The organism is Serratia sp. ME47 (genome assembly GCF_903970925.1).
Lineage (GTDB): Bacteria > Pseudomonadota > Gammaproteobacteria > Enterobacterales > Enterobacteriaceae > Serratia > Serratia ureilytica.
In genome coordinates, this window is the sequence record NZ_CAJCKE010000016.1 from 47,703 (window position 1) to 68,454 (window position 20,752).

At 60.4% G+C, this 20,752-nt stretch carries 20 protein-coding genes; 9 read left to right on the plus strand and 11 right to left on the minus strand.

What is annotated here, in order from left to right; all coding sequences use genetic code 11:
* Position 1: 1 nt before the first annotated feature.
* Both H7A77_RS16285 and rfaQ read right to left on the minus strand, forming a co-directional pair.
* Positions 2-1,129, minus strand: coding sequence for a glycosyltransferase family 4 protein (locus H7A77_RS16285; protein ID WP_182074415.1), 1,128 nt, complete (start codon positions 1,127-1,129; stop codon positions 2-4).
* Positions 1,126-2,208 carry a putative lipopolysaccharide heptosyltransferase III gene (gene rfaQ / locus H7A77_RS16290; RefSeq protein ID WP_033652252.1) on the minus strand — a complete coding sequence of 361 codons (1,083 nt, stop codon included), beginning with the start codon at positions 2,206-2,208 and terminating at the stop codon, positions 1,126-1,128. The genes H7A77_RS16285 and rfaQ overlap by 4 nt, the downstream gene beginning before the upstream one ends.
* A 210-nt stretch (positions 2,209-2,418) precedes the next feature.
* Here rfaQ and H7A77_RS16295 point away from each other — a divergent pair, with 210 nt between their 5' ends.
* Positions 2,419-3,375, plus strand: a complete 957-nt coding sequence (locus H7A77_RS16295; protein WP_042785585.1) for a polysaccharide deacetylase family protein — start codon at positions 2,419-2,421, stop codon at positions 3,373-3,375.
* 8 nt (positions 3,376-3,383) lie between these two features.
* Positions 3,384-4,478: a glycosyltransferase family 9 protein gene (locus tag H7A77_RS16300; RefSeq protein WP_033652251.1), complete on the plus strand. Its 1,095-nt coding sequence runs from the start codon at positions 3,384-3,386 to the stop codon at positions 4,476-4,478.
* A gap of 36 nt (positions 4,479-4,514) precedes the next feature.
* Here H7A77_RS16300 and H7A77_RS16305 read toward each other — a convergent pair whose 3' ends face one another.
* The 6 genes from H7A77_RS16305 to rfaD are packed head-to-tail and all read right to left on the minus strand — an operon-like array spanning position 4,515 to position 10,891.
* Positions 4,515-5,495, minus strand: a complete 981-nt coding sequence (locus H7A77_RS16305; RefSeq protein ID WP_182074416.1) for a glycosyltransferase — start codon at positions 5,493-5,495, stop codon at positions 4,515-4,517.
* Positions 5,492-6,733, minus strand: coding sequence for an O-antigen ligase (locus tag H7A77_RS16310; protein WP_042785580.1), 1,242 nt, complete (start codon positions 6,731-6,733; stop codon positions 5,492-5,494). The genes H7A77_RS16305 and H7A77_RS16310 overlap by 4 nt, the downstream gene beginning before the upstream one ends.
* A 28-nt stretch (positions 6,734-6,761) precedes the next feature.
* Positions 6,762-7,928, minus strand: a complete 1,167-nt coding sequence (locus tag H7A77_RS16315) for a glycosyltransferase (RefSeq protein ID WP_042785577.1) — start codon at positions 7,926-7,928, stop codon at positions 6,762-6,764.
* A complete protein-coding gene (rfaC, locus tag H7A77_RS16320; protein ID WP_182074417.1) occupies positions 7,925-8,890 on the minus strand; it encodes a lipopolysaccharide heptosyltransferase RfaC in 966 nt (321 codons plus the stop codon). The genes H7A77_RS16315 and rfaC overlap by 4 nt, the downstream gene beginning before the upstream one ends.
* 2 nt (positions 8,891-8,892) lie before the next feature.
* Positions 8,893-9,939 (minus strand): ADP-heptose--LPS heptosyltransferase RfaF, encoded by a 1,047-nt coding sequence (gene rfaF / locus H7A77_RS16325; protein ID WP_047025854.1) that lies wholly within the window; start codon positions 9,937-9,939, stop codon positions 8,893-8,895.
* Positions 9,940-9,961: 22 nt separating this feature from the next.
* Complete coding sequence (gene rfaD, locus H7A77_RS16330) at positions 9,962-10,891, minus strand: ADP-glyceromanno-heptose 6-epimerase (RefSeq protein ID WP_033645196.1); 930 nt, start codon at positions 10,889-10,891, stop codon at positions 9,962-9,964.
* A gap of 240 nt (positions 10,892-11,131) precedes the next feature.
* On the opposite strand from rfaD, the gene kbl reads away from it, so the two are divergent.
* Both kbl and tdh read left to right on the plus strand, forming a co-directional pair.
* Positions 11,132-12,328, plus strand: a complete 1,197-nt coding sequence (gene kbl, locus H7A77_RS16335) for a glycine C-acetyltransferase (RefSeq protein WP_033645197.1) — start codon at positions 11,132-11,134, stop codon at positions 12,326-12,328.
* 9 nt (positions 12,329-12,337) lie between these two features.
* Complete coding sequence (gene tdh, locus H7A77_RS16340) at positions 12,338-13,363, plus strand: L-threonine 3-dehydrogenase (RefSeq protein WP_033645198.1); 1,026 nt, start codon at positions 12,338-12,340, stop codon at positions 13,361-13,363.
* A 41-nt stretch (positions 13,364-13,404) separates the two neighbouring features.
* Here the strand turns inward: tdh and H7A77_RS16345 are convergent, their stop codons facing one another.
* The 3 genes from H7A77_RS16345 to gpmM are packed head-to-tail and all read right to left on the minus strand — an operon-like array spanning position 13,405 to position 17,249.
* A complete protein-coding gene (locus tag H7A77_RS16345) occupies positions 13,405-14,358 on the minus strand; it encodes a divergent polysaccharide deacetylase family protein (protein ID WP_147838902.1) in 954 nt (317 codons plus the stop codon).
* A 2-nt stretch (positions 14,359-14,360) separates the two neighbouring features.
* The gene (gene envC, locus H7A77_RS16350; protein ID WP_028128084.1) at positions 14,361-15,695 is read right to left on the minus strand and encodes a murein hydrolase activator EnvC; all 1,335 of its coding nucleotides are present in this window, start codon (positions 15,693-15,695) and stop codon (positions 14,361-14,363) included.
* A gap of 9 nt (positions 15,696-15,704) precedes the next feature.
* On the minus strand, positions 15,705-17,249 hold the full coding sequence (gene gpmM / locus H7A77_RS16355) for a 2,3-bisphosphoglycerate-independent phosphoglycerate mutase (protein ID WP_033645200.1): 1,545 nt from the start codon (positions 17,247-17,249) through the stop codon (positions 15,705-15,707).
* 297 nt (positions 17,250-17,546) lie between these two features.
* Here gpmM and H7A77_RS16360 point away from each other — a divergent pair, with 297 nt between their 5' ends.
* From H7A77_RS16360 to cysE, 5 genes are all read left to right on the plus strand, one after another.
* Entirely contained in the window at positions 17,547-17,981 is a 435-nt protein-coding gene (locus H7A77_RS16360) for a rhodanese-like domain-containing protein (protein ID WP_033645201.1), read from the plus strand.
* Positions 17,982-18,009: 28 nt separating this feature from the next.
* On the plus strand, positions 18,010-18,258 hold the full coding sequence (gene grxC / locus H7A77_RS16365; protein WP_019452217.1) for a glutaredoxin 3: 249 nt from the start codon (positions 18,010-18,012) through the stop codon (positions 18,256-18,258).
* Positions 18,259-18,315: 57 nt separating this feature from the next.
* Positions 18,316-18,786, plus strand: a complete 471-nt coding sequence (gene secB / locus H7A77_RS16370) for a protein-export chaperone SecB (RefSeq protein ID WP_004931139.1) — start codon at positions 18,316-18,318, stop codon at positions 18,784-18,786.
* Positions 18,786-19,805, plus strand: a complete 1,020-nt coding sequence (gene gpsA, locus H7A77_RS16375) for an NAD(P)H-dependent glycerol-3-phosphate dehydrogenase (protein ID WP_033652244.1) — start codon at positions 18,786-18,788, stop codon at positions 19,803-19,805. The genes secB and gpsA overlap by 1 nt, the downstream gene beginning before the upstream one ends.
* A 106-nt stretch (positions 19,806-19,911) precedes the next feature.
* Positions 19,912-20,733 (plus strand): serine O-acetyltransferase, encoded by an 822-nt coding sequence (gene cysE / locus H7A77_RS16380; protein ID WP_025304676.1) that lies wholly within the window; start codon positions 19,912-19,914, stop codon positions 20,731-20,733.
* The last annotated feature ends 19 nt before the right edge of the window (positions 20,734-20,752 follow it).

The window sequence follows — 20,752 nt, forward strand, 5'->3', positions numbered from 1 at the left end:
GCTAATCCAGTAACCGGTTATAGAGGGAAATGAGCTGTTCGGAGAGATGCGCCGGCGTAGCCGTCATAATGCGCAATCTTGCCGCTTCGCCCATGGAGGATCCCAGCGCCTGGCGCGGCAGCGCCCGAATGGCTTCCGTGATGGCCGGCACGTCGAGCGCGTCGGTCACGAAGCCGTTCTGGCCCGGGGTGATAAACTCGGCTCCGCCGCAGGTGGTGCTGGTGATAACCGGCAGGCCGCAGGACATCGCTTCCAGAATCACATTCGGGAACGGATCGTACAGCGTCGGCAGCAGCAGCGCATCCGCGGCCTGATAGAACGGCAGGGTCTGCTTCTGCACGCCCATAAAGTGAATGCGATCGCCGCAGCCCAGCGACTGCGCCAGCGCCCGGTAACGCTTTTCGGCTTTGTCTTTACCGACCACCAAGAGGTGGCTGTCGGTCGCCGCCACGGCGCGGATGGCGGCGGCCAGCCCTTTGCGCTCGAAACCGGAGCCGACGAAGATCAGGCAGTGCGCCTGTTGCGGGATCTGATATTGCTCACGCAGGCGTTGGCGCTGGCCCTCGTCGGCGGGCGGGAACTTTTGATTGTCGATGGCGTTATAGATCACCGTGATTTTGTCGGCGGGCACGCCAAAGTCGGCGATGATTTCCCGTTTGATCATCTCGGCGTTGCAGATGACGGCTTTCAGCTCCGGTGCGGCATACATGGCGCGCTCGGCGCACATCACATAGCGGTGATAACGGTTGGAAAACAGCCACTTGCGGCGCCACTCCGGCAGCAGCCGCGCGCGTTGCAGCAGCCAGCGGCGGTGTACGCCGTCGCCGGCGCGGTAGATATCGCAGCCGGGAATGCGCTCATGGCTTTGCACCAGATCGAAGCGCTCTTTCTGCCACAGCGCCCTGGCCGCCACGGCGAAGCCCCGTTCGCGACTGATGCGGCCGAGTTTCAACGGGTTACACAGGTGAATATGCCAGTTTGGATTGGCGTCACCCTGCCATTCGCGAGTGATGACGTTCAGATCGAGATCCTGTTGCTCCAGCGCCTCCAGGGCGCGGGAAACGAAACGTTCGGCTCCGCCGTCCGGGCGGTATTTTTGGCGAACGATCGCCAAACGAAATGCTTTCATGCCAGCGTGCTCCGCGCGGCTGCAATCACCGCGTCTGTAGGAATGAGGTCGAGATACCGTTCATCGGTGCCGGTATCGATGGCGTCCGGGTCGGGCAGTTCGCCAAAGTCGCCGGCCCAGATCACGGCGCCGGTAGCCTGCCATGGCCGCCAGAAAGTCAGCTTGGAAGGGCCGAATAACGCCACGCACGGCGTTTGCAGCGCGGCGGCCATATGCATCGGCACCGAGTCCACGCCGATAAACAGCTTGGCGTGGTCAATCAGGGCGGCCAGTTGGCGCAGCGTCAGCTGGCCGGCCAACGAGATTACGCCCTGCGGCGGGCAGAGCGCCAAAATGCGCTCGACCATGGCTTTTTCTCTGGCGTCGGGGCCGGAGGTGATCACCAACTGGTGGCCGTCGGCCTGCAAGGCGGTGAGGGTGGCGGCCATTTTCTCTTCGCTCCAGCATTTGAAGAACCAGCGCGAGGTGGGCTGCACCACAATATAACTGCCGGCGACGCCCTGTTTCTGCAACAGTTGCTCACAGGTCTGCCAATCCTGCGGATCATAACTCATGGTGACATGCTCATTGAGCGCGGGCAGGTTCAGCGGCGCCAGCAACGAGAGATTTTGTTCGACGGTATGCAAGTGGGCGTGATTGTCTACCGGCACCAGCTGCGTGTGGCAGTGGCGCCACAGGAAGCCGCGGCGTTTGGGGAAATCGAAGCCCAAACGGATGCGCGCGCCGGTCAGGCGCGTGATGATGGCGCTGCGCCACTGATCGGCCAGATTGACCACCAGATCGTAGCGCTGCGCCTTCAGGCGGCGCAGCAGCGCCAGCTCATGTCCGAGGTGAGCGCGGGCGCCCTGTTTTTTCCATTGGCGATCGATGGCGAACAGGGTCGACAGTTCCGGATTACTGGCCAGCATCTCCTGCGTTTCCTGATACAGCAGCACATCGATCCGGGCCTGCGGGTAGTTTTGCCGCAGGCTGCTGATGACCGGCGTGACCAGCAGCATATCGCCGTGGTGGCGCAGTTTTATGATCAGAATACGCTGTACGGATGGGGCGGAAGTTAGGGCTGGCGCGTCGTTCATCATGAGTCGCTTTCTGGGAAACCAATCTTTGATTCTAAATGACCCGATCGCATGTGGCTACTGTTGCTCGGTTTTCTTGCCGAGCCGCAAAAAAATCGCCGGAGCAGGGACGAATGCGCTTCAACGTTGTCCAAACCAGGCAGCAAAGTCGTTTGCCCTGGCGAAACGGCCTGCGTAACATAGCGTATTCTGTTGATATCAGGTTCGATATTCATGACTAAACCGGCGTTTCTCATCACCATTGATACCGAAGGCGATAATCTGTGGCAAAACCACGATCGCATCGCGACCGAAAACACGCGTTTCTTGCCGCGCTTTCAGGCGCTGTGCGAGAAATATGCCTTCAAGCCGGTTTATCTCACCAACTATGAAATGGCGATGGATCCGGCTTACGTCGAGTTCGCGCGTGACGTGATCGCCCGCGGCGCCGGTGAAGTCGGCATGCATCTGCACGCCTGGAACAGCCCGCCGCTGACGCCGCTCACCGATGACGACTGGCGCCACAAGCCTTATTTGATCGAGTATCCCGCCGATCAGATACGCGCCAAAGTCGACCACATGACCAAACTGCTGGAGGACGCCTTCCAGACCAAAATGCTCAGCCATCGCGCCGGCCGTTGGGCGTTCAACGAATACTATGCCTCACTGCTGCTGGAATACGGCTATCAGGTGGATTGTTCGGTTACGCCGCGGGTCAACTGGCAGTTTTCGCCGGGCAACCCGCAGGGCAACGGCGGTACCGATTACAGCCGGTTCCCGTCGCACGCCTATTTCATCGATCCGCAGAACATCGCCAAGCCGGGCGCTTCGTCGCTGCTGGAAGTGCCGATGAGCATCCAGTACAAGCATTCGGCGCTGATGAATGCGTTCAAGCAGGGCTATGATCGGCTGCGCGGCAAGCGGCGTTCGCCGTCCGTCAACTGGCTGCGGCCGAGTGGCGGCAACGTGGCCAAGATGATAAGCGTGGCCGAGACGTCGTTGGCGCAGGGGCATGACTACGTCGAGTTTATGCTGCACTCCTCCGAGTTTATGCCGGGCGGCAGCCCGACGTTCAAAACCGAGCAGGATATCGAAGTGCTGTACCGCGATCTGGAGCAGCTGTTTGACTGGCTGCAGCAGCGCACGGTGGGCATGACGCTGGCCGAGTATTATCAACTTAAAGCGAACTAAGCACGCACATGTCGAAGAAATGGAAAATCAAGGTTGCCGACTGGTTCTTGCGGCGCTATACGGCGAAGTACGGCCGTTTTCAGGACAAGGCGACGTTCGACGGCGCCCAGCAGTTTGACAATATCGTCATCTATTCCACCACGGCGTTGGGCGACTTCATGTTCAACACGCCGGCATTGAGGGCGATGAGGGAACGCTATCCCAACGCGCACATCACGCTGGTGGTGCACAAGAAAAACCGCGAGTTGGTGGAGAACGGCCGCTATTACGATCGCGTGGTGTATTGGGACAGCAAGATCAAGACGATACGCCCATTGCTGAAATCGCTGCGCGAACATCAGCCGGATTTGGCGCTGATCCTGCACTCTCATCTGCCTTATGACATCATCAGCGCCGTCATGGCGGGGGCAAAGTACATCATCAGGGATAACTACAGCTCGGGCATTTGCGGGCTGGAACCTTGGTTAACCAACTATATCTTCCATTATTACGGCCATTTCGTGCGCCGCAAACTGGAGCTGATTTCCATTTTGGGCTGCCGCAGCGACGATCCGACGATGGAAATTCCCGTGGACTATCAGCGCGGCGTCAAAAGCAGCGACCATCCCACCATCGGTTTTCAACTGGGGGCATCGACGGAGTCGCGTTGCTGGCCGGTGTCGCACTATGCGCGCCTGGCCGATGAGCTGGTGGCGAAGCACCCCAATGTGCGCATCGTGCTGATTGGCGCACCGCTTGACGACGGCAAGGCCCAGCAGTTTATGAGCCTGATCGGCCCGCAAACGCAGGCCTGCGTGGATAATCAGATCGGTAAAACGGGGCTGCAAGGCTTGCTGACGTTGCTCGACAGTTTCCATGTTCTGGTCACCGGCGACACCGGGCCGCTGCATCTGGCAGTGGCGTTGAAGGTGAAAACCATCAGCCTGTTCGTGACCGCCGATTCACGCTCCACCGGGCCGATTCAGGATCCTGAACTGCACCGCATCATTCAGGTGTCGCGCACCGGCTATACGATGCCGCTGGAGGCGGAAAGCCCGATGGGGGTCATTCAGCCGCAGCGGATTTATGACGAACTGGTCGCGCACGTGCCTTTAGCGCGCTAGAGGTGCGGCGACGCATCGGCCGCCAGGCCGATGCGGTTAGCGTGGGTTGCGCCCGCGCAGCTTCGAAAGAAAGGTATCCACTCGCGCATAGCGCATCTGGCGGACTTTTTTGCCCGGCACGTCGCTGTTGCGGCAGACAGCGGCGGCGCGGCGCAGAATTTGCAGCGTTGCCGGCGCGTAATGATAATAACCGTACACCGCCTTCGACATGCTTTTCACCTCGGAAAAGCAGTTGGCCAGCATCAGGGCGGCCAACCGGCGCAGCGGCTCATCCCCAGGATGCTGCGCCACAAAGCGCAGCATCTTCTCCATGGCGAACAGCAAATCTTCAATATCTTTGGGTTTGATATTGCGGGTGATGCCCTGGCTGTTATCCCGGTAGAAATAGAGTTCGCAGTCAAGATGGGCGATGCGGCGAGTTTTGAAATACTGAAAAGGCGTGAAAATCACGTCTTCATAACGCCTGCCGTCTTCGAACGTTTCCCCTGCCAGCAGCGTGCGCTTATATACCCGGCTCCAGAGATGCCACATCGAGCGTGCGAACAGCGGTTGCAGGCTGCCCAGCCCCAACGAGGAAAAGTCGTAGGCTGCGGGCTGCGTCGCGCGGTTCTCGGGTTTCGGCGGTTGTTCGGTGAACTTCTGATAATTAAAATCGATCAGGTCATATTCATCGGCGATCAGCAGGGGCCGCAGGAGCGCCAGATAGTCGTCGCTCAGCAGATCGTCGCCGTCGAGAAAGGTGACGTAGCGCCCGGTGGCTCGCTGCAGGCCGACATTGCGGGCGTGCGCAATGCCGCCGTTGGCCTGTGAAATAAAAGCCACGTGCGGATGCTGCCGCTGAGCCAGATACCGGCTGACCAGCGCCCCTGACGCATCGGTAGAGCCATCGTCGATGATGACCACTTCAATCTCATCAGAAATCTGCGTAAATAACGAATCCAGCGCAGCGATGACGAACGCTTCGTTATTGTAAAACGGCACGATAACGCTGAGCAGCGGTGGCTGATGAGTTTTCACGCGGTCTGCTCCTGGGCGGAAGGCGGTTTCGCCACGGAGAGCACGGCGGCGATCAGCGCCAGACAGAATATGACGGTGCCTTCCGTGCTGAAGAAGATGACGTCGCTAAGACCGTAAACGAAGAGGCTGGCGCTCACGCTCAGCAGCAGCGCGTTGCGCTGCGGCCGGAATGAAGAGAAGAACAGGCCGATATACAGCGCCAGCAACAGCAACGCCCCCCAGACCCCCTTGAGCGAATAGGTCTCCAGCAGCTCGTTATGCAGATGCACGTTGATGTAAGGCATGACGCCAGACAGGTGCGGTTGCTGCGCAACGATGGCGCGGATCTCTTCACCGCGCTGCTCGGCGGATTGACCCCATGGGGCATCCGTTCCTGTACGCCATGCAATCACCTGCATCGATAGACGGGAAATGATGGAGTTATCTATCTCGGGTTTATCGATCAGTTGCATGTTGGTTTTGAAGTCGGCAATGCGTTGTTCAATCTGCGTCTTAAAGACGAATCCGCAGATGAGCAGCAACAACGGTACCGAGGAGACCAGCACAAACTTGTGTTTTCTGGATACCAGATGTTTGGTCGCCAGCAGCGACAGACAAACCGCCACCGGGTAAACCAGCATCGCCGCGCGCGTGCCGGTCAGCACCAGCGCGGAGAAGGAAAGCAGGAACGCCGCAATGTACAGCACCAGACGGTAGCGGGTGCGCAGCATCAGGATGGCTTGCATCATCACCAGATCGATGGCCGTCATCAGGTAGGCAACGACCGTGGCGCGATCGAAGTTGAGCTCCACACGAGGAATATCCAGCCGCAATCCTTGATAGAGGGAATAGCCGTTGACCGCCAAACCGGTAACGAGGGCCACGACGATCAGCAGGCGCTGCACGCACAGCCGTTCATTGAGCGCAATCAGCAAAATGAAAGCGGTCGCGAGCTGCAGTTTGCCGGTCGACATATAGGAACGATAAACATTGATATATTCGCCCGGCTGTTTGAAATGATGCATCCACAGGATGGTGCCCATGCCGACGCAGAACATCAGCGCGGGCAACAGCAGATTTTTAACGTTGCTGAAGTAGTAGCGCGGATACAGGCAAACGGCGATAAAGGCGATGTAGCTGGAAACGTAAAACAGATTGCGTCCGGTCGCGGAACCGAAAGGAATGGTGCAAAAAGCGATGGCACATCCCAGATAAATCAGATAACTGAAGGCAGGGTGCGGCGTTTTTTGTTTTAGCATCGGGCGTGTTTTCCGGCTCACGTGTTGATTAAACGATGAAGGATCGCAGTGTGTCGTCAAACTCAGCTTTGAACTGAGCATAGTTGAAATGTTCAGCAGGATAGCGCTGCGCGTTTCGGCTCAACGTCTGGTAGGTTTCGCCCGCCAGCAATGTCTCAACGGCATCCGCGCAGTCGATATGCGACAACAGCTTGGGCGACACCAGGCTGTCGGTTAACGGATCGTAGACTTCATGCGGGAAGTCGACCTCGATATCGGTGAGCTGCCGGTGTTGTTCGATGGTGACCGACGGAACCAGGCCAATGCCGCAGACGCCGTCTTTCACCGCTTCCGGCTGGCCGTCAACCTGCGGGAAGATGACCGGCACGCCGAAATAGAGTGATTCCATGCAGGACAAGCCGAACGGCTCGGTGATCGGCGTGCTCATGTAAATGTGCGTACGATTGAAGAAGCCGGCGACGTCATCCTGGTAACCGCTGAAGGTGACGCGATCGCCGAGCTGGAGCCGGGCCGCCAGCGCCTCGAACGCCGCGCGATCCGGCCCTTTGCCGGCCACTTCCAGCGTGACGTCATGCCCGCGTCGCAGCAGTTCCTGCATCATCAATAATGAAACGCTGATGCCTTTCAGGCTGACCAGACGCGAGGCGGTGCCGATTCTGATCGGCTGTGACAGCGTTTTCGGCGTGTTGTCGATCCCCGCCGGCGTCTTGATGCGGTTGATCACCACGTGGTTTGGGCAAGGCAGATTAAAGCGCAGCTCCATCACCCGTTTCGAGGCGTGTGAGGCGGAAATCACGCCGTCCAGCATGGCGAAGAAACGCAGCGTCTTTTGATTTTTCGGGTAGCGCCAGGAGCAGCCGTGATCGTAGTAAACCAGCTTGCCGCGCTTGGGTTTGGCCGCCAGCCCCGGCACCAGGTCCCAGACGATCACCACGTCGGCGTTGGCCCGCTCGATTTTCCACTTCAACAGAAATTTTCGCAGGAACTGCGGGCAGCGCAGCGGCAGCGCATTGATCAGGCGGTTGGCGAAGGTGACGGGTTGGTGCGCCGGCAACTGGCGGCGGATCTCCTCGCCGATGTCGCCGCTGATGCACAGGACCTGGTTGCTGCCGTCGGTGGTATCGTTGATGTACTGCAGGAACAGGCGCTCGACGCCGCCCATTTTACCCAGGTTGATAATGTGCAGTTTTTTCATGCTATAACCTTTTGCAACGCCTGCCATGCCGTATCGGCGTCGATTGTCGCCATGCTTTTTTCCGGCGAAATCAGCGAGTGCTGATTTTGCCCGTAGCCGCCGATCAGGCCGGGATCGGTCGGCCCAAACAGCGTGATGTTCGGTTTGTCGAGCGCGGCGGTCAAATGGCTGAGCCCGGTGTCGACCGAGACCACGCCCCTGGCGCCCGCCAGCACGTCAGCCACCTGCTGCAGGCTGAGCTTCGGCAGCACCTCGACATGTGGGAAACCTTCCGCCAACCGCAGCGCGCGCTGATGTTCATGCTCCGCCCCCCAGGGCAGTTTGATCTTCAGCCCGCTGTCGGCCGTCAGCGCGATCAGCTCGCGCCAGTTCTGCTCCGGCCAATGCTTGTCGTCGCGGGTCGTAGCGTGCAAAAACACCAGATATTGACCGGCATCGGCCGGCGGCTGGCTGAGAAAACGCGCGGCGATGGCATAGTCGCCGTAGCTGCCCGGTTTATCGTAGCCGAGGCTTTTGGCGAACAGCTCGCGCGTGCGTTCCACCGCGTGCTGCCGTTTGTCTATCTCATGGCGCACGTTGTAGAACCAGCTGGCGAACGGTTCGCGCGCGCTTTTGCAGTCCGGGCCATGTTTGCTGCCCTTGGCGACGCGCGTGATCAGCGCGGCGCTTTTCATCAGGCCCTGCGCGTCGATCACCACGTCGTAACGGCGTTCTTGCAGCGCGCGCTTGAAGTCGCAGCGCTGCTGTCGGGTGTCGCTGCCGAACCAGTTTTTGCGCCAGCGGCGAATGGCCACCGGGATCACGCGATCCACCGCCGGGTGCCAGGTGGGGATTTGGCTGAAACCTTCTTCCACTACCCAGTCGAAGCGGATATCGGGAATGGCCTGCAGCGCATCGGTCAGGGCGGGCAGCGTATGCAACACGTCTCCCATCGAGGACGTTTTTACGATTAACACCTGCATGACTATTCCTCGCTGGCGACAAGCAACGGCGTCAGCGCATCCAACACTTGCTGCGGCTGAATATCGATCAAACTTTGGTGATACCCTTGTTCGGCATCGCCCTTACGCACCTTGTGGTAGCCGCTGATCAAGCGGATAACCCGCGCCTTGTCGGAGAGCGGCGGCGTGAAGTCGGGGCTGCTTGGGCCGTACAAGGCTATCAGCGGTTTGTTCAACGCTGCGGCAACGTGCATTAAACCGGAGTCGTTGCTGACCACCGCCCGGCAGGCCGCGATCAGGATCACCGCCTGCTCCAGCTGGGTTTTTCCGGCCAGATTAAGGCAGAAATCGCGCGCGTCGTCCTGCAACGCGGCGCGGATCTGTTCGCCGGCCTCATGGTCTTTTGCCGAACCGAACAGCGCGATTTGATAGCCGCTCTCGATCAGCCGTTGAGCCAGCGCCGCGTAGTGATAGTGCGGCCAGCGCTTGGCGGGGCCGAACTCCGCGCCTGGGCAGAAGCCGACGATCGGGCGGCTGTCGGTCAGGTTGAAGGCCGAGGTGGTTTCGGCGATCTCTTCGTCGCTCACCCGCAGCTGCGGCCACAGCAGCGGCTGCGGCAGATCGTCGGCGCGCTGAACGCGGCCTTTGTCATAGGCCAGCGCCACATAGCGCTGCACCATCAGCGGGAAAGCCGCCTTGTCGAGCACGCGGACGTCGTTCAGCAGGCCGTAGCGCATTTCGCCCCGCCAGCCGGTGCGCTGCGGGATATCGGCGAAGAAAGGCACCAGCGCGGATTTGAACGAGTTGGGCAGAACGTAAGCGCGATCGTAACGGTTGGCGCGCAGAGCGCGCCCCAGGCGGCGGCGCTCGCCGAGCCCCAGCGCGCCGTGGCCCAGCGGCATCGCCAGCGCCTGATTGACTTCCGGCATGCGCGCCAGCAACGGGCGGCACCAGGCCGGCGCCATCACATCGATCTCCGCCGACGGGTATTCGGCCTTCAGGGTGCGATAGAGACTTTGCGACATCATCATGTCGCCAACCCAAGAAGGGCCGATAACCAGTATTTTCATACCCAGCGTTAATTCCTTCAGCTTATGCGGTGCGGTTCAACCAGGCCATGTACTCTTTCACGCCTTCGGCGACCGTTTTGAACGGTGCGTCGTAGCCGGCGGCGCGCAGCTTGGTCAGATCGGCCTGGGTGTACGCCTGATAGCGGCCCTTCAGCTTCTCCGGGAACTCGATGTATTCCACCGCGCCTTGCTGATGGAAGTCCACCACCGCGTCAGCCACCGCCTGGAAGGTTTCCGCCCGGCCGGTGCCGCAGTTGAAGATGCCGGATTTGCCGGTTTCCCAGAACCACAGGTTGACCGCCGCCACGTCGCCGACGTAGATGAAGTCACGCTTGAAGTTTTCGCTGCCGGCGAACAGTTTCGGGTTTTCGCCGCGGTTGATCTGGGTGTTCAGGTGGAAGGCGACGCTGGCCATGCTGCCTTTGTGGCCTTCACGCGGGCCGTAAACGTTGAAGTAGCGGAAGCCGCAGATCTGCGAGTCCGCTTCCGGCAGGATCTCACGCACGTACTGATCGAACAGGAATTTGGAATAGCCGTACACGTTGAGCGGCGCTTCATACTGACGCTCTTCGATAAACTCTTCGCGGCCGCCGTAAGTGGCGGCGGAGGAGGCGTACAGGAACGGAATCTCGCGATCCAGGCAGTAGTGCAGCAGGTCTTTGGAGTACTGATAGTTGTTGTCCATCATGTACTTGCCGTCCCACTCGGTGGTCGCAGAGCAGGCGCCTTCGTGGAACACCGCTTCGATCTCGCCCAGATCGTCGCCGGCCACGATGCTGGCGATAAAGTCTTCTTTATCGATATAGTCGGCGATGTCCAGATCGACCAGGTTGACGAACTTGGTGCCGTCTTTCAGGTTGTCCACCACCAGGATATCGCGATATCCCTTGTCGTTCAGTGCCTTAATGATGTTGCTGCCGATCATGCCGGCGCCGCCAGTAACGATAATCATTGGGTTACCCCTGCTAAGCTGCCTGGTGGGGCACAATGCCCCACGCTCAATGGCGGTTATCATAGCATTTCATGCCGCGGCAAACAGCGGAAGGGCTCCGAATATCCCGCATTGCCATTGAAGTCCGCCGTTTGCCGTGATATCTGCTGCAATTTTAATATTCTCTCCCGCGCATTCTCGTCAGTTTGGTTACAAATCAGTAAAATATGCCGCAATTAGCCCAATCCTGGAGATAACCGAATGTCAGCGTCTTTTTATCAGCAGTTGGAACAACAGCTTGCCGCCACGCGCAGTGAAGGGCTGTTCAAGGAAGAACGCATCATTACCTCCGCGCAACAGGCGGACATCGCCGTCGCTGACGGCAGCCATGTGATCAACTTCTGCGCCAATAACTACCTGGGCCTGGCCAACCATCCGGCGCTGATCGCCGCCGCCAAATCGGGGATGGACAGCCACGGTTTCGGCATGGCGTCGGTGCGCTTCATCTGCGGCACCCAGGACAGCCACAAGCAGCTCGAACAGAAACTGGCGGCCTTTTTGGGCATGGAAGATGCGATCCTGTACTCCTCTTGCTTCGACGCCAACGGCGGGCTGTTCGAAACCCTGCTCGGCCCGGAAGACGCCATTATCTCCGATGCGTTGAACCATGCGTCGATCATCGACGGCGTGCGGCTGTGCAAGGCCAAGCGCTATCGCTACGCCAATAACGACATGGCCGAGCTGGCCGCGCAGCTGAAACAGGCCAAAGCCGACGGCGCGCGCCACATTCTGATCGCCACCGACGGCGTGTTCTCGATGGACGGCGTGATCGCCAACCTGAAAGGGGTTTGCGATCTGGCGGACGAGTATCAGGCGCTGGTGATGGTGGATGACTCCCACGCGGTGGGCTTTGTCGGCGCCAACGGGCGCGGCACCCATGAATACTGCGAAGTGATGGGCCGCGTCGATATCATTACCGGTACGTTAGGTAAGGCGCTGGGCGGCGCGTCCGGCGGCTACACCGCCGCCAAGAAAGAAGTGGTGGAGTGGCTGCGCCAGCGTTCGCGCCCGTACCTGTTCTCCAACTCGCTGGCGCCGGCGATCGTCGCCGCGTCGATCAAAGTGCTGGAACTGTTGGAAGAGGGCGATGCGTTGCGCGATCGCCTGTGGGCCAACGCGCGTCTGTTCCGCGAAAAAATGACCGCCGCCGGCTTCACCCTGGCCGGCGCCGATCACGCCATCATCCCGGTCATGCTGGGGGAGGCGAAGCTGGCGCAGGAATTCGCCAATGCGTTGCTCAAGGAAGGCATCTATGTGACCGGTTTCTTCTATCCGGTGGTGCCGAAAGGCCAGGCGCGCATCCGCACCCAGATGTCCGCCGACCACACCCCGGAGCAAATCGAACGCGCAGTGGCGGCGTTTACACGTATCGGTAAGGATCTTGGCGTTATTGCATAAGGTAAAACCATGAAAGCACTGTCAAAACTGAAAGCGGAAGAAGGGATTTGGATGACCGACGTGCCTCAGCCGGAGCTGGGCCACAACGACATCATGATCAAAATCCGCAAAACCGCGATCTGCGGCACCGATGTGCATATCTACAACTGGGACGAGTGGTCGCAAAAAACCATTCCGGTTCCGATGGTGGTCGGCCATGAATACGTGGGCGAAGTGGTGGCGATCGGTCAGGAAGTCAAAGGCTTCAGCATCGGCGATCGCGTGTCCGGCGAAGGCCACATCACCTGCGGCCACTGCCGCAACTGCCGCGGCGGCCGCACGCACCTGTGCCGCAACACCATCGGCGTGGGTGTGAACCGTCCGGGCAGCTTCGCGGAATATCTGGTGATCCCGGCGTTCAACGCCTTCAAGATCCCGGATAACATCTCCGACGAACTGGCTTCGATCTTCGATCCGTTCGGCAACGCGGTGCATACTGCGCTGTCGTTCGATCTGGTCGGGGAAGACGTGCTGGTGTCCGGCGCCGGCCCGATCGGCATCATGGCGGCGGCGGTTTGCAAGCACGTCGGCGCCCGTCATGTGGTGATCACCGACGTTAACGAATATCGTCTGGAACTGGCGCGCAAGATGGGCGTGACCCGCGCGGTGAACGTCAGCAAGGAAAACCTCAACGACGTGATGGCCGAGCTGGGCATGACCGAAGGATTCGACGTCGGTCTGGAAATGTCCGGCGCGCCGCCGGCGTTCCGCACGCTGCTGAACGCCATGAACCACGGCGGGCGCATCGCCATGCTGGGCATTCCGCCTTCGGATATGTCGATCGACTGGAACCAGGTGATTTTCAAAGGGCTGTTTATCAAAGGGATTTACGGCCGCGAAATGTTTGAGACCTGGTACAAGATGGCGGCGCTGATCCAGTCCGGTCTGGATTTGACCCCGATCATCACCCACCGTTTCTCGATCGACGAGTTCCAGCAGGGCTTCGACGCCATGCGCTCCGGCAAGTCGGGCAAAGTGGTGCTGAGCTGGGATTGATCTCGGCAGGCGTGAAAAGGGCCGGAATTCCGGCCCTTTTTTTATGCTTGCGGTTTGGTTTGCGTCCAGTGCTGCCAATGACGCTTGATGAAGGTCACCGGCGGCGAGGTGGCAATGCTGTCGGCGATAACGCCCAGCGCGGTGCCGGCGTTGGTTTTTTCCTTCGGCGGTTTGACCTTGCACTGTTTGATGCCGCCGCTGAACGGGTTCTTCGGCTGCGGTTTTTGCGGTTTGAATGGCGGCGGGACGTAGCTGCCGCCACCGTTGCCCTGCGATTCGTTCAGCAGCGCGCTCGGTTTGACCAGCACGATATCGGCGGGCAGCGACGGCAGCATCTGCTGCAGCACTTTCACCGTTGCCGGGCGCGGGTGGCCGATGGCGATGGCGGAACCGTTGCGCCGCGCCAGTTCAACCGCGCGGTTGAACTGACGGCGGATATCGGCTTCGTTCGCGGTATCGTCGAGGAACACCTTGCGTTTGATCACCTTCACGCCGGTGCCGGCCGCGGCGCGGGTCGCCTGGCTGTTGCCGATGGTCATGCTGTCGAGGAAGTACAGACGGTAGCTTTCGAGCGCCTGCATCACTTTCTGCATGCCCGGCAGGCTGGAGGTCATGGCGCTGCCCATGTGGTTGTTCATGCCGACCGCGTAAGGCACGTTGTTCACCGCGTTGCGGATGATGCGCTGGATCTCGTCGCTGCTCATGGCGGGCTGCAGGGTATCGCGCTCCAGCGGCTGCTTGCTGAGCGGCGCCATCGGCATGTGGATCAGCACTTCGCGGCCCTGGCTGTGGGCGCGGGTGGCCATCAGGCGGGCGTGCGGCGCGTTGGGCAAGACTGCGACCGAGATCGCCGTCGGCATTTGCAGCACCGCGTTTTCTTCGTGGGGGCGGTAGCCCACGTCATCGATGACGATGGAGAGTTTTCCTGCCTGCGCAGCGTAAGCCTGCAGCAGACAGCCCATTAACAGAGCTGTACGGGTTTTGACATAGCGCAAATCTATCTTCCCAACCACGGCAGTGGGTTAACCGCCTGTCCCTGACGACGGATTTCGAAATAGAGCGACGGCGTTCCCTGGCCGCCGCTGGTGCCGACCAGAGCGATCGGCTGGCCGGCGCGCACCTGCGCCCCGACGTTGACCAACGCGCTTTGGTTATAGCCGTACACGCTCATGTCGCCTTTACCGTGTTCGACCACCACCATCAGGCCATAGCCTTGCAGCCAGTCGGCCAGCAGCACGCGGCCATCGGCGACGGCTTTCACTTCGCTGCCTTCGCGGGCTTCGATCACCATGCCTTTCCAGCGTAGCTCGCCCTGCTGCTGCTCGCCAAAGCCGTGCAGCGTGCGGCCGCGCACCGGCCACATCAGCTGGCCGGCCGGACGGCCGAGGCCGCCGGTTCGCGCCATCAGCGAGCGATCGGCTTCGCTAGGTTTGTAGGTGGTGCCGGTTTTCTTCGCCTGCTGTTCCTTGATGCGCACCTGTTCGCGCACCTTGGCCGCTTCACGCGCTTCGCGTTCGGCGCGCGCACGGGCTTCGCGCTCCGCCCGGGCGATCTTGTCGCGCATGCGGGCTTCGTTTTGGCGCAGTTCCACCAGGCGTTGTTGGTCTTTTTCCAGCGAGGCTTCCAGCGCGGTCAGCGTTTTCTTGCGGGCGCCGCGCGCCTGCTCCAACTTCTGCTGCTGCGTCTGTTGTTCGCTCAGTAAGGATTTTTGCTGGCCCTGTTTGGCCACCAGCGTGGTTTTTTGCTTCGCCAGCTCGGCGCGGGTCTGTTTCAGCTCTTCGATGGTTTTCTGGCGCGCTTCGTTCAGATAACCGAAATAGGCCAGAATACGTTCGCTGCGCTGGCTTTCTTCACCGCTGAGGATCAGCTGCACGGCGCTGTGCTGCCCTTGCCGGAAGGCGGCGTCAAGCTGTTTGGCGAGGAGGTTTTGCTGGGTCGATTGCTGCTTTTGCAGCTTGGCGATCGAGGCGTTCAGGCCGGAAATGTCCTTGCCCAACTGGGTGAGCGTGCCCTGGGTGTCGCGCAACTGGCGGCTGGCCTGGGCGATGGTTTTTTCCTGCTGCCGCAGCTGATCCTGCAGCGAGCTGCGCTGCTGTTGCTGCTGCTTCACCGCTTTTTCTTTCTCGGCGATGCTCTGCTGAATGTCTTTCAGCTGGGATTTATTGTCTTCCGCCGCCTGGCCGGCGAGCGGCAACAGCAAGACGCCAGCGCAAAATACGCTGGCGCACATGGCGGTGAACGTCCTTGGCGCGGTGCGTTCAGGCAGCGGCCGGCTGCCTGCGTTTGCGCTTCGGGTTACCCTTGATAGTGCAAAAAACGCCTTCTCCCTCATGGAGAAGGATTATTCCACGATGAACAGCGGCTTACCAGTCATCTCTTGCGGGATTTCCATTCCCATGAGCGTTAACAGGGTTGGCGCGATGTCCGAAAGCTTGCCGCCTTCGACCGCCTGCGCCGGTTTGCCGACGTAAATCAGCGGCACCGGCAGGCTGGTGTGGGCGGTATGCGCCTGGCCGGTGGCCGGATCGCGCATCTGCTCGGCGTTGCCGTGATCGGCGGTGATCAGCAACTGACCGTCGACGTCGCGCACCGCGTCAACCACCTGGGCGATGCAGGCGTCCAGCGTTTCCACCGCTTTGACCGCCGCTTCATACACGCCGGTATGCCCCACCATGTCGCCGTTCGGGTAGTTGCAGATAATGGCGTCGTATTTGCCGCTGCGGATGGCGGTCAACAGTTTGTCGGTCAGTTCGGCGGCGCTCATCTCAGGCTGCAGATCGTAGGTGGCGACCTTCGGCGAATTGACCAGCACGCGGTCTTCCCCTTTGAACGGCGCTTCCACGCCGCCGTTATAGAAGAAGGTGACGTGGGCGTATTTTTCGGTTTCCGAGATGCGCAGCTGGGTTTTGTCGTGCTTCATCAGCCATTCGCCGAAGGTGTTGGCCAGCGACGCCGGCGGATAGGCGCAGGCGGTGTCGATGTCGGCGGCGTACTCGGTCAGCATCACGAAATCGCCGAACTGCACCTGTTTGGCGCGTGGGAAACCGTCGAAATCCGCGTTCACGAAGGCGCGGGTGATCTGGCGCGCGCGGTCAGCGCGGAAGTTCATGAAGATCAACGCATCGCCGTCCTGCATCGCGGCATCGGCCTCGCCGGCGGCGCGAATGACGGTCGGTTTGACGAACTCGTCGTTTTCACCGCGCTGGTAGGCGGCCTGCAAACCGGCTACCGCATCGTCGGCCACGTAGTCGCCTTTGGCCGCGGTCAGCAGGTCATAGGCCAGCTGCACGCGATCCCAACGGTTGTCGCGATCCATGGCGTAGTAGCGCCCAATGAGTGAAGCGATGCGCCCGACGCCCAGCGTGGCGAAGGCCTCGCGGCAGCGCTGCAACGGGGCTTCGGCGCTGCGCGGCGGCGTGTCGCGTCCGTCGAGGAAGGCATGCAGATAGACGGCTTTGGCGCCGCGCCGGGCGGCCAGTTTAATCATGGCCAGGATGTGCTCGTCGTGGCTGTGCACGCCGCCCGGCGACAGCAGGCCCATGATATGCACCGCTTTGCCGGCCGCCACGGCCTTATCGACGGCGGCGGTCAGGACCGGATTGGCGAAGAAGTCGCCGTCGGCGATCGCTTTGTCCAGCCGGGTCAGATCCTGGTATACGATGCGCCCGGCGCCCAGGTTGACGTGGCCGACTTCGGAGTTGCCCATTTGGCCGTCGGGCAGGCCGACATCCAGCCCTGAAGCGGCGATCAGCGTATGCGGCTGCTCCCGCCACAGGCGATCCATCACCGGGGTGCCGGCGTTCAGGATCGCGTTGTCCTGCCGCTCTTCACGGTGGCCGTAACCGTCCAGGATCACCAGTACCATCGGTTTTTTGTTGCTCGACATTGCATTGACCTCTTATGAACTTTTTAAGCTGCGAATAGCCATGCGCCCGCCGGAAGCATGGCTGTTCGCCCTCGAAAAACCGGCTGATTTTACACCGCCGCCGGCGATAAATAGCCCAAAGAGATCAAGGTTGCGGCGAATCGCGCGGGCTTTTATGCTCTGACCTCGGGAATTTCTCAGCGCAGCCCGCAGTTTCTACAATCGCGCTTGCTTATTGGCTGTATTTGCCGCACTCGGCAGGTATACTCTGGAACCTTGACTTATTTATCCCTTAACTGACGGGAGTTGTTACACCCCATGCTGCAAGAAATTATGCCATTCGTAAGCAGACACCCTATTCTGAGCCTGGCTTGGATCGCTCTGCTGGTCGCCGTGATCGTCATGACCTTCAAAAGCCGTTTCTCCAAGGTCAAAGAGATCGCTCGCGGTGAAGCTATCCGCCTGATCAACAAAGAAGATGCCGTGGTGGTTGACACCCGCAGCCGCGACGATTTTCGCCGTGGTCACCTGGCCAGCGCCATCAACCTGACCGCCAGCGAAATCAAAAGCGGCAGCCTGGGCGAGCTGGAAAAACACAAAGCGCAGCCGATCATCGTCGTGTGCGCCAACGGCACCGCCTCCCGCGAACCGGCGGAGAACCTGAGCAAGGCCGGTTTTGAAAAGGTAACGATGCTGAAAGACGGCATCGCCGGCTGGAGCGGAGAAAACCTGCCGCTGGTGCGCGGCAAGTAACCGTTAAACCTATTTGAGGTGGCAATCCATGGCTAACATTGATATCTACACCAAAGCGACTTGCCCGTTCTGCCATCGCGCCAAGGCGCTGTTGAACAGCAAGGGCGCGGCGTTTAACGAGATCGCCATCGACGGCGATAGCGCCAAGCGCGAAGTGATGATCGAGCGCAGCGGGCGCACCACCGTGCCGCAGATTTTCATCGACGGCCGGCATATCGGCGGCTGTGATGATTTATATGAACTCGATGCTCGCGGCGGCCTGGATCCGCTGCTTTAAGCAGCTTGCCGGTTCACCGAGTGTCAATAAGGACGTTTAACCAAGGGTATTACTCACATGTCAGAACAAAACAGCACTGAAATGGCTTTCCAGATCCAACGTATTTATACCAAGGACATCTCCTTCGAAGCGCCGAACGCGCCGCAGGTTTTCCAGCAGGAATGGCAGCCGGAAGTTAAACTTGATCTGGATACCGCGTCCAGCCAACTGGCTGACGAAGTGTATGAAGTGGTACTGCGCGTAACCGTGACGGCGACCCTGGGCGAAGAGACGGCGTTCCTGTGCGAAGTGCAACAGGCGGGCATCTTCTCGGTAGCAGGCATCGAAGGCACGCAGCTGGCGCATTGCCTGGGCGCATACTGCCCGAACATCTTGTTCCCGTATGCGCGCGAGTGCATCACCAGCCTGGTTTCCCGCGGCACATTCCCGCAGCTGAACCTGGCACCGGTCAACTTTGACGCGCTGTTCATGAACTATCTGCAGCAGCAGGCGGAAGGCGAAGGTGCCGCACCACATCAGGATGCCTGATGAACACCGTCAATGCTTCAATGACTGTCATCGGTGCCGGCTCGTACGGCACCGCATTGGCCATCACGCTGGCGCGTAACGGCCACACCGTGGTGTTGTGGGGGCATAACCCCGCGCAAATTCAAACGTTGCAGCGCGATCGCTGCAATCAGGCGTTTCTGCCCGACGTTCCTTTCCCCGATACCCTGCTGCTTGAAGCCGATTTGGCGCGTGCGCTGGCTGCCAGCCGCGACGTGCTGGTGGTGGTGCCGAGCCATGTGTTCGGCGACGTGTTGCGCCAGCTGAAGCCGCATCTGCGCCCTGACGCCCGCATCGTGTGGGCCACCAAGGGGCTGGAGGCTGAAACCGGCCGGTTGCTGCAGGACGTGGCGCGTGAGGCGTTGGGCGAGGCGATCCCGCTGGCGGTGCTCTCCGGGCCGACGTTCGCCAAAGAGCTGGCCGCCGGCCTGCCGACGGCGATTGCGCTGGCGGCGACCGATGCGCAGTTCGCCGACGATCTGCAACAGCTGCTGCACTGCGGCAAGAGCTTCCGCGTCTACAGCAATCCCGACTTCATTGGCGTTCAGCTTGGCGGCGCGGTGAAGAACGTGATCGCCATCGGCGCCGGCATGTCCGACGGCATCGGTTTCGGCGCCAACGCCCGCACCGCGTTGATTACGCGCGGGCTGGCGGAAATGAGCCGTCTGGGTTCTGCGCTGGGCGCCGACCCTTCGACGTTCATGGGCATGGCGGGGCTGGGAGATCTGGTGCTAACCTGCACGGACAACCAGTCGCGCAACCGCCGCTTCGGCATTATGCTGGGGCAGGGCAAAGGCGTGCAGGAAGCGCAGGACAGCATCGGTCAGGTGGTCGAGGGCTATCGCAATACCAAAGAGGTGTTGGCGTTGGCGCAGCGGCACGGCGTGGAAATGCCGATCACCGAACAGATCTATCAGGTGCTTTACTGCAACAAGGACGCCCGCGAAGCGGCGCTGAGCCTGCTGGGGCGAGCCCGAAAGGACGAAAAGCCCAGCGCGTGACATAAAACGATATGTCGGGGCAGCGGAATGCTGACCCCGCAAATGACCTGGGCCGCTCCGCGCCACCGTGTGAAGCGGCCCGTTTGGCAAGGCAAAGGGGTATGTGATGTCGTCAGAAGAGTTGGAACAGGTCTGGAACAGCATTAAATCAGAAGCGCGAGCACTGGCTGATTGTGAACCGATGCTGGCCAGCTTTTTCCATGCGACGTTGCTCAAGCATGAGAACCTGGGCAGCGCGCTCAGCTATATGTTGGCCAACAAGCTGGCGACGCCGATCATGCCCGCCATCGCGGTGCGCGAGGTGGTGGAAGAGGCCTACAAGTCCGACAATCAGATGATCGTTTCGGCGGCGCGCGATATTCTCGCGGTGCGGCTGCGCGACCCGGCGGTCGATAAATACTCCACGCCGCTGCTTTACCTGAAAGGGTTCCACGCGCTGCAGGCTTACCGCATCGGCCACTGGCTGTGGCAGCAAGGGCGGCAAGCGCTGGCGATCTACCTGCAAAATCAAATTTCCGTCGCCTTCGGCGTAGACATCCACCCGGCGGCGACCATCGGCTGCGGCATCATGCTCGACCACGCCACCGGCATCGTGATTGGTGAAACGGCGGTGGTGGAAAACAACGTTTCTATTCTGCAGTCGGTCACCCTGGGCGGTACCGGTAAAACCAGCGGCGACCGTCACCCGAAAATTCGCGAAGGGGTGATGATTGGCGCCGGCGCCAAAATTCTCGGCAATATCGAAGTGGGCAAGGGCGCCAAGATTGGCGCGGGCTCGGTGGTCTTGCAGGCGGTGCCGCCGCACACCACCGCCGCCGGCGTACCGGCGCGCATCGTCGGGCGCCCGGAGAGCGATACGCCGTCGATGGATATGGATCAATACTTCAACGGCACCAACCACGGATTCGAGTACGGCGACGGCATCTAAGCCGTGCCTGCGGGTCCAT

Excerpts from the sequence above, each read along its gene's own strand:
- H7A77_RS16285 (WP_182074415.1), bottom strand. The coding sequence starts at position 1,129 with ATGAAAGCATTTCGTTTGGCGATCGTTCGCCAAAAATACCGCCCGGAC.
- rfaQ (WP_033652252.1), bottom strand. The coding sequence starts at position 2,208 with ATGATGAACGACGCGCCAGCCCTAACTTCCGCCCCATCCGTACAGCGT.
- H7A77_RS16295 (WP_042785585.1), top strand. The coding sequence starts at position 2,419 with ATGACTAAACCGGCGTTTCTCATCACCATTGATACCGAAGGCGATAAT.
- H7A77_RS16300 (WP_033652251.1), top strand. The coding sequence starts at position 3,384 with ATGTCGAAGAAATGGAAAATCAAGGTTGCCGACTGGTTCTTGCGGCGC.
- H7A77_RS16310 (WP_042785580.1), bottom strand. The coding sequence starts at position 6,733 with ATGCTAAAACAAAAAACGCCGCACCCTGCCTTCAGTTATCTGATTTAT.
- H7A77_RS16315 (WP_042785577.1), bottom strand. The coding sequence starts at position 7,928 with ATGAAAAAACTGCACATTATCAACCTGGGTAAAATGGGCGGCGTCGAG.
- rfaC (WP_182074417.1), bottom strand. The coding sequence starts at position 8,890 with ATGCAGGTGTTAATCGTAAAAACGTCCTCGATGGGAGACGTGTTGCAT.
- rfaF (WP_047025854.1), bottom strand. The coding sequence starts at position 9,939 with ATGAAAATACTGGTTATCGGCCCTTCTTGGGTTGGCGACATGATGATG.
- rfaD (WP_033645196.1), bottom strand. The coding sequence starts at position 10,891 with ATGATTATCGTTACTGGCGGCGCCGGCATGATCGGCAGCAACATCATT.
- kbl (WP_033645197.1), top strand. The coding sequence starts at position 11,132 with ATGTCAGCGTCTTTTTATCAGCAGTTGGAACAACAGCTTGCCGCCACG.
- tdh (WP_033645198.1), top strand. The coding sequence starts at position 12,338 with ATGAAAGCACTGTCAAAACTGAAAGCGGAAGAAGGGATTTGGATGACC.
- envC (WP_028128084.1), bottom strand. The coding sequence starts at position 15,695 with ATGAGGGAGAAGGCGTTTTTTGCACTATCAAGGGTAACCCGAAGCGCA.
- gpmM (WP_033645200.1), bottom strand. The coding sequence starts at position 17,249 with ATGTCGAGCAACAAAAAACCGATGGTACTGGTGATCCTGGACGGTTAC.
- H7A77_RS16360 (WP_033645201.1), top strand. The coding sequence starts at position 17,547 with ATGCTGCAAGAAATTATGCCATTCGTAAGCAGACACCCTATTCTGAGC.
- grxC (WP_019452217.1), top strand. The coding sequence starts at position 18,010 with ATGGCTAACATTGATATCTACACCAAAGCGACTTGCCCGTTCTGCCAT.
- secB (WP_004931139.1), top strand. The coding sequence starts at position 18,316 with ATGTCAGAACAAAACAGCACTGAAATGGCTTTCCAGATCCAACGTATT.
- gpsA (WP_033652244.1), top strand. The coding sequence starts at position 18,786 with ATGAACACCGTCAATGCTTCAATGACTGTCATCGGTGCCGGCTCGTAC.
- cysE (WP_025304676.1), top strand. The coding sequence starts at position 19,912 with ATGTCGTCAGAAGAGTTGGAACAGGTCTGGAACAGCATTAAATCAGAA.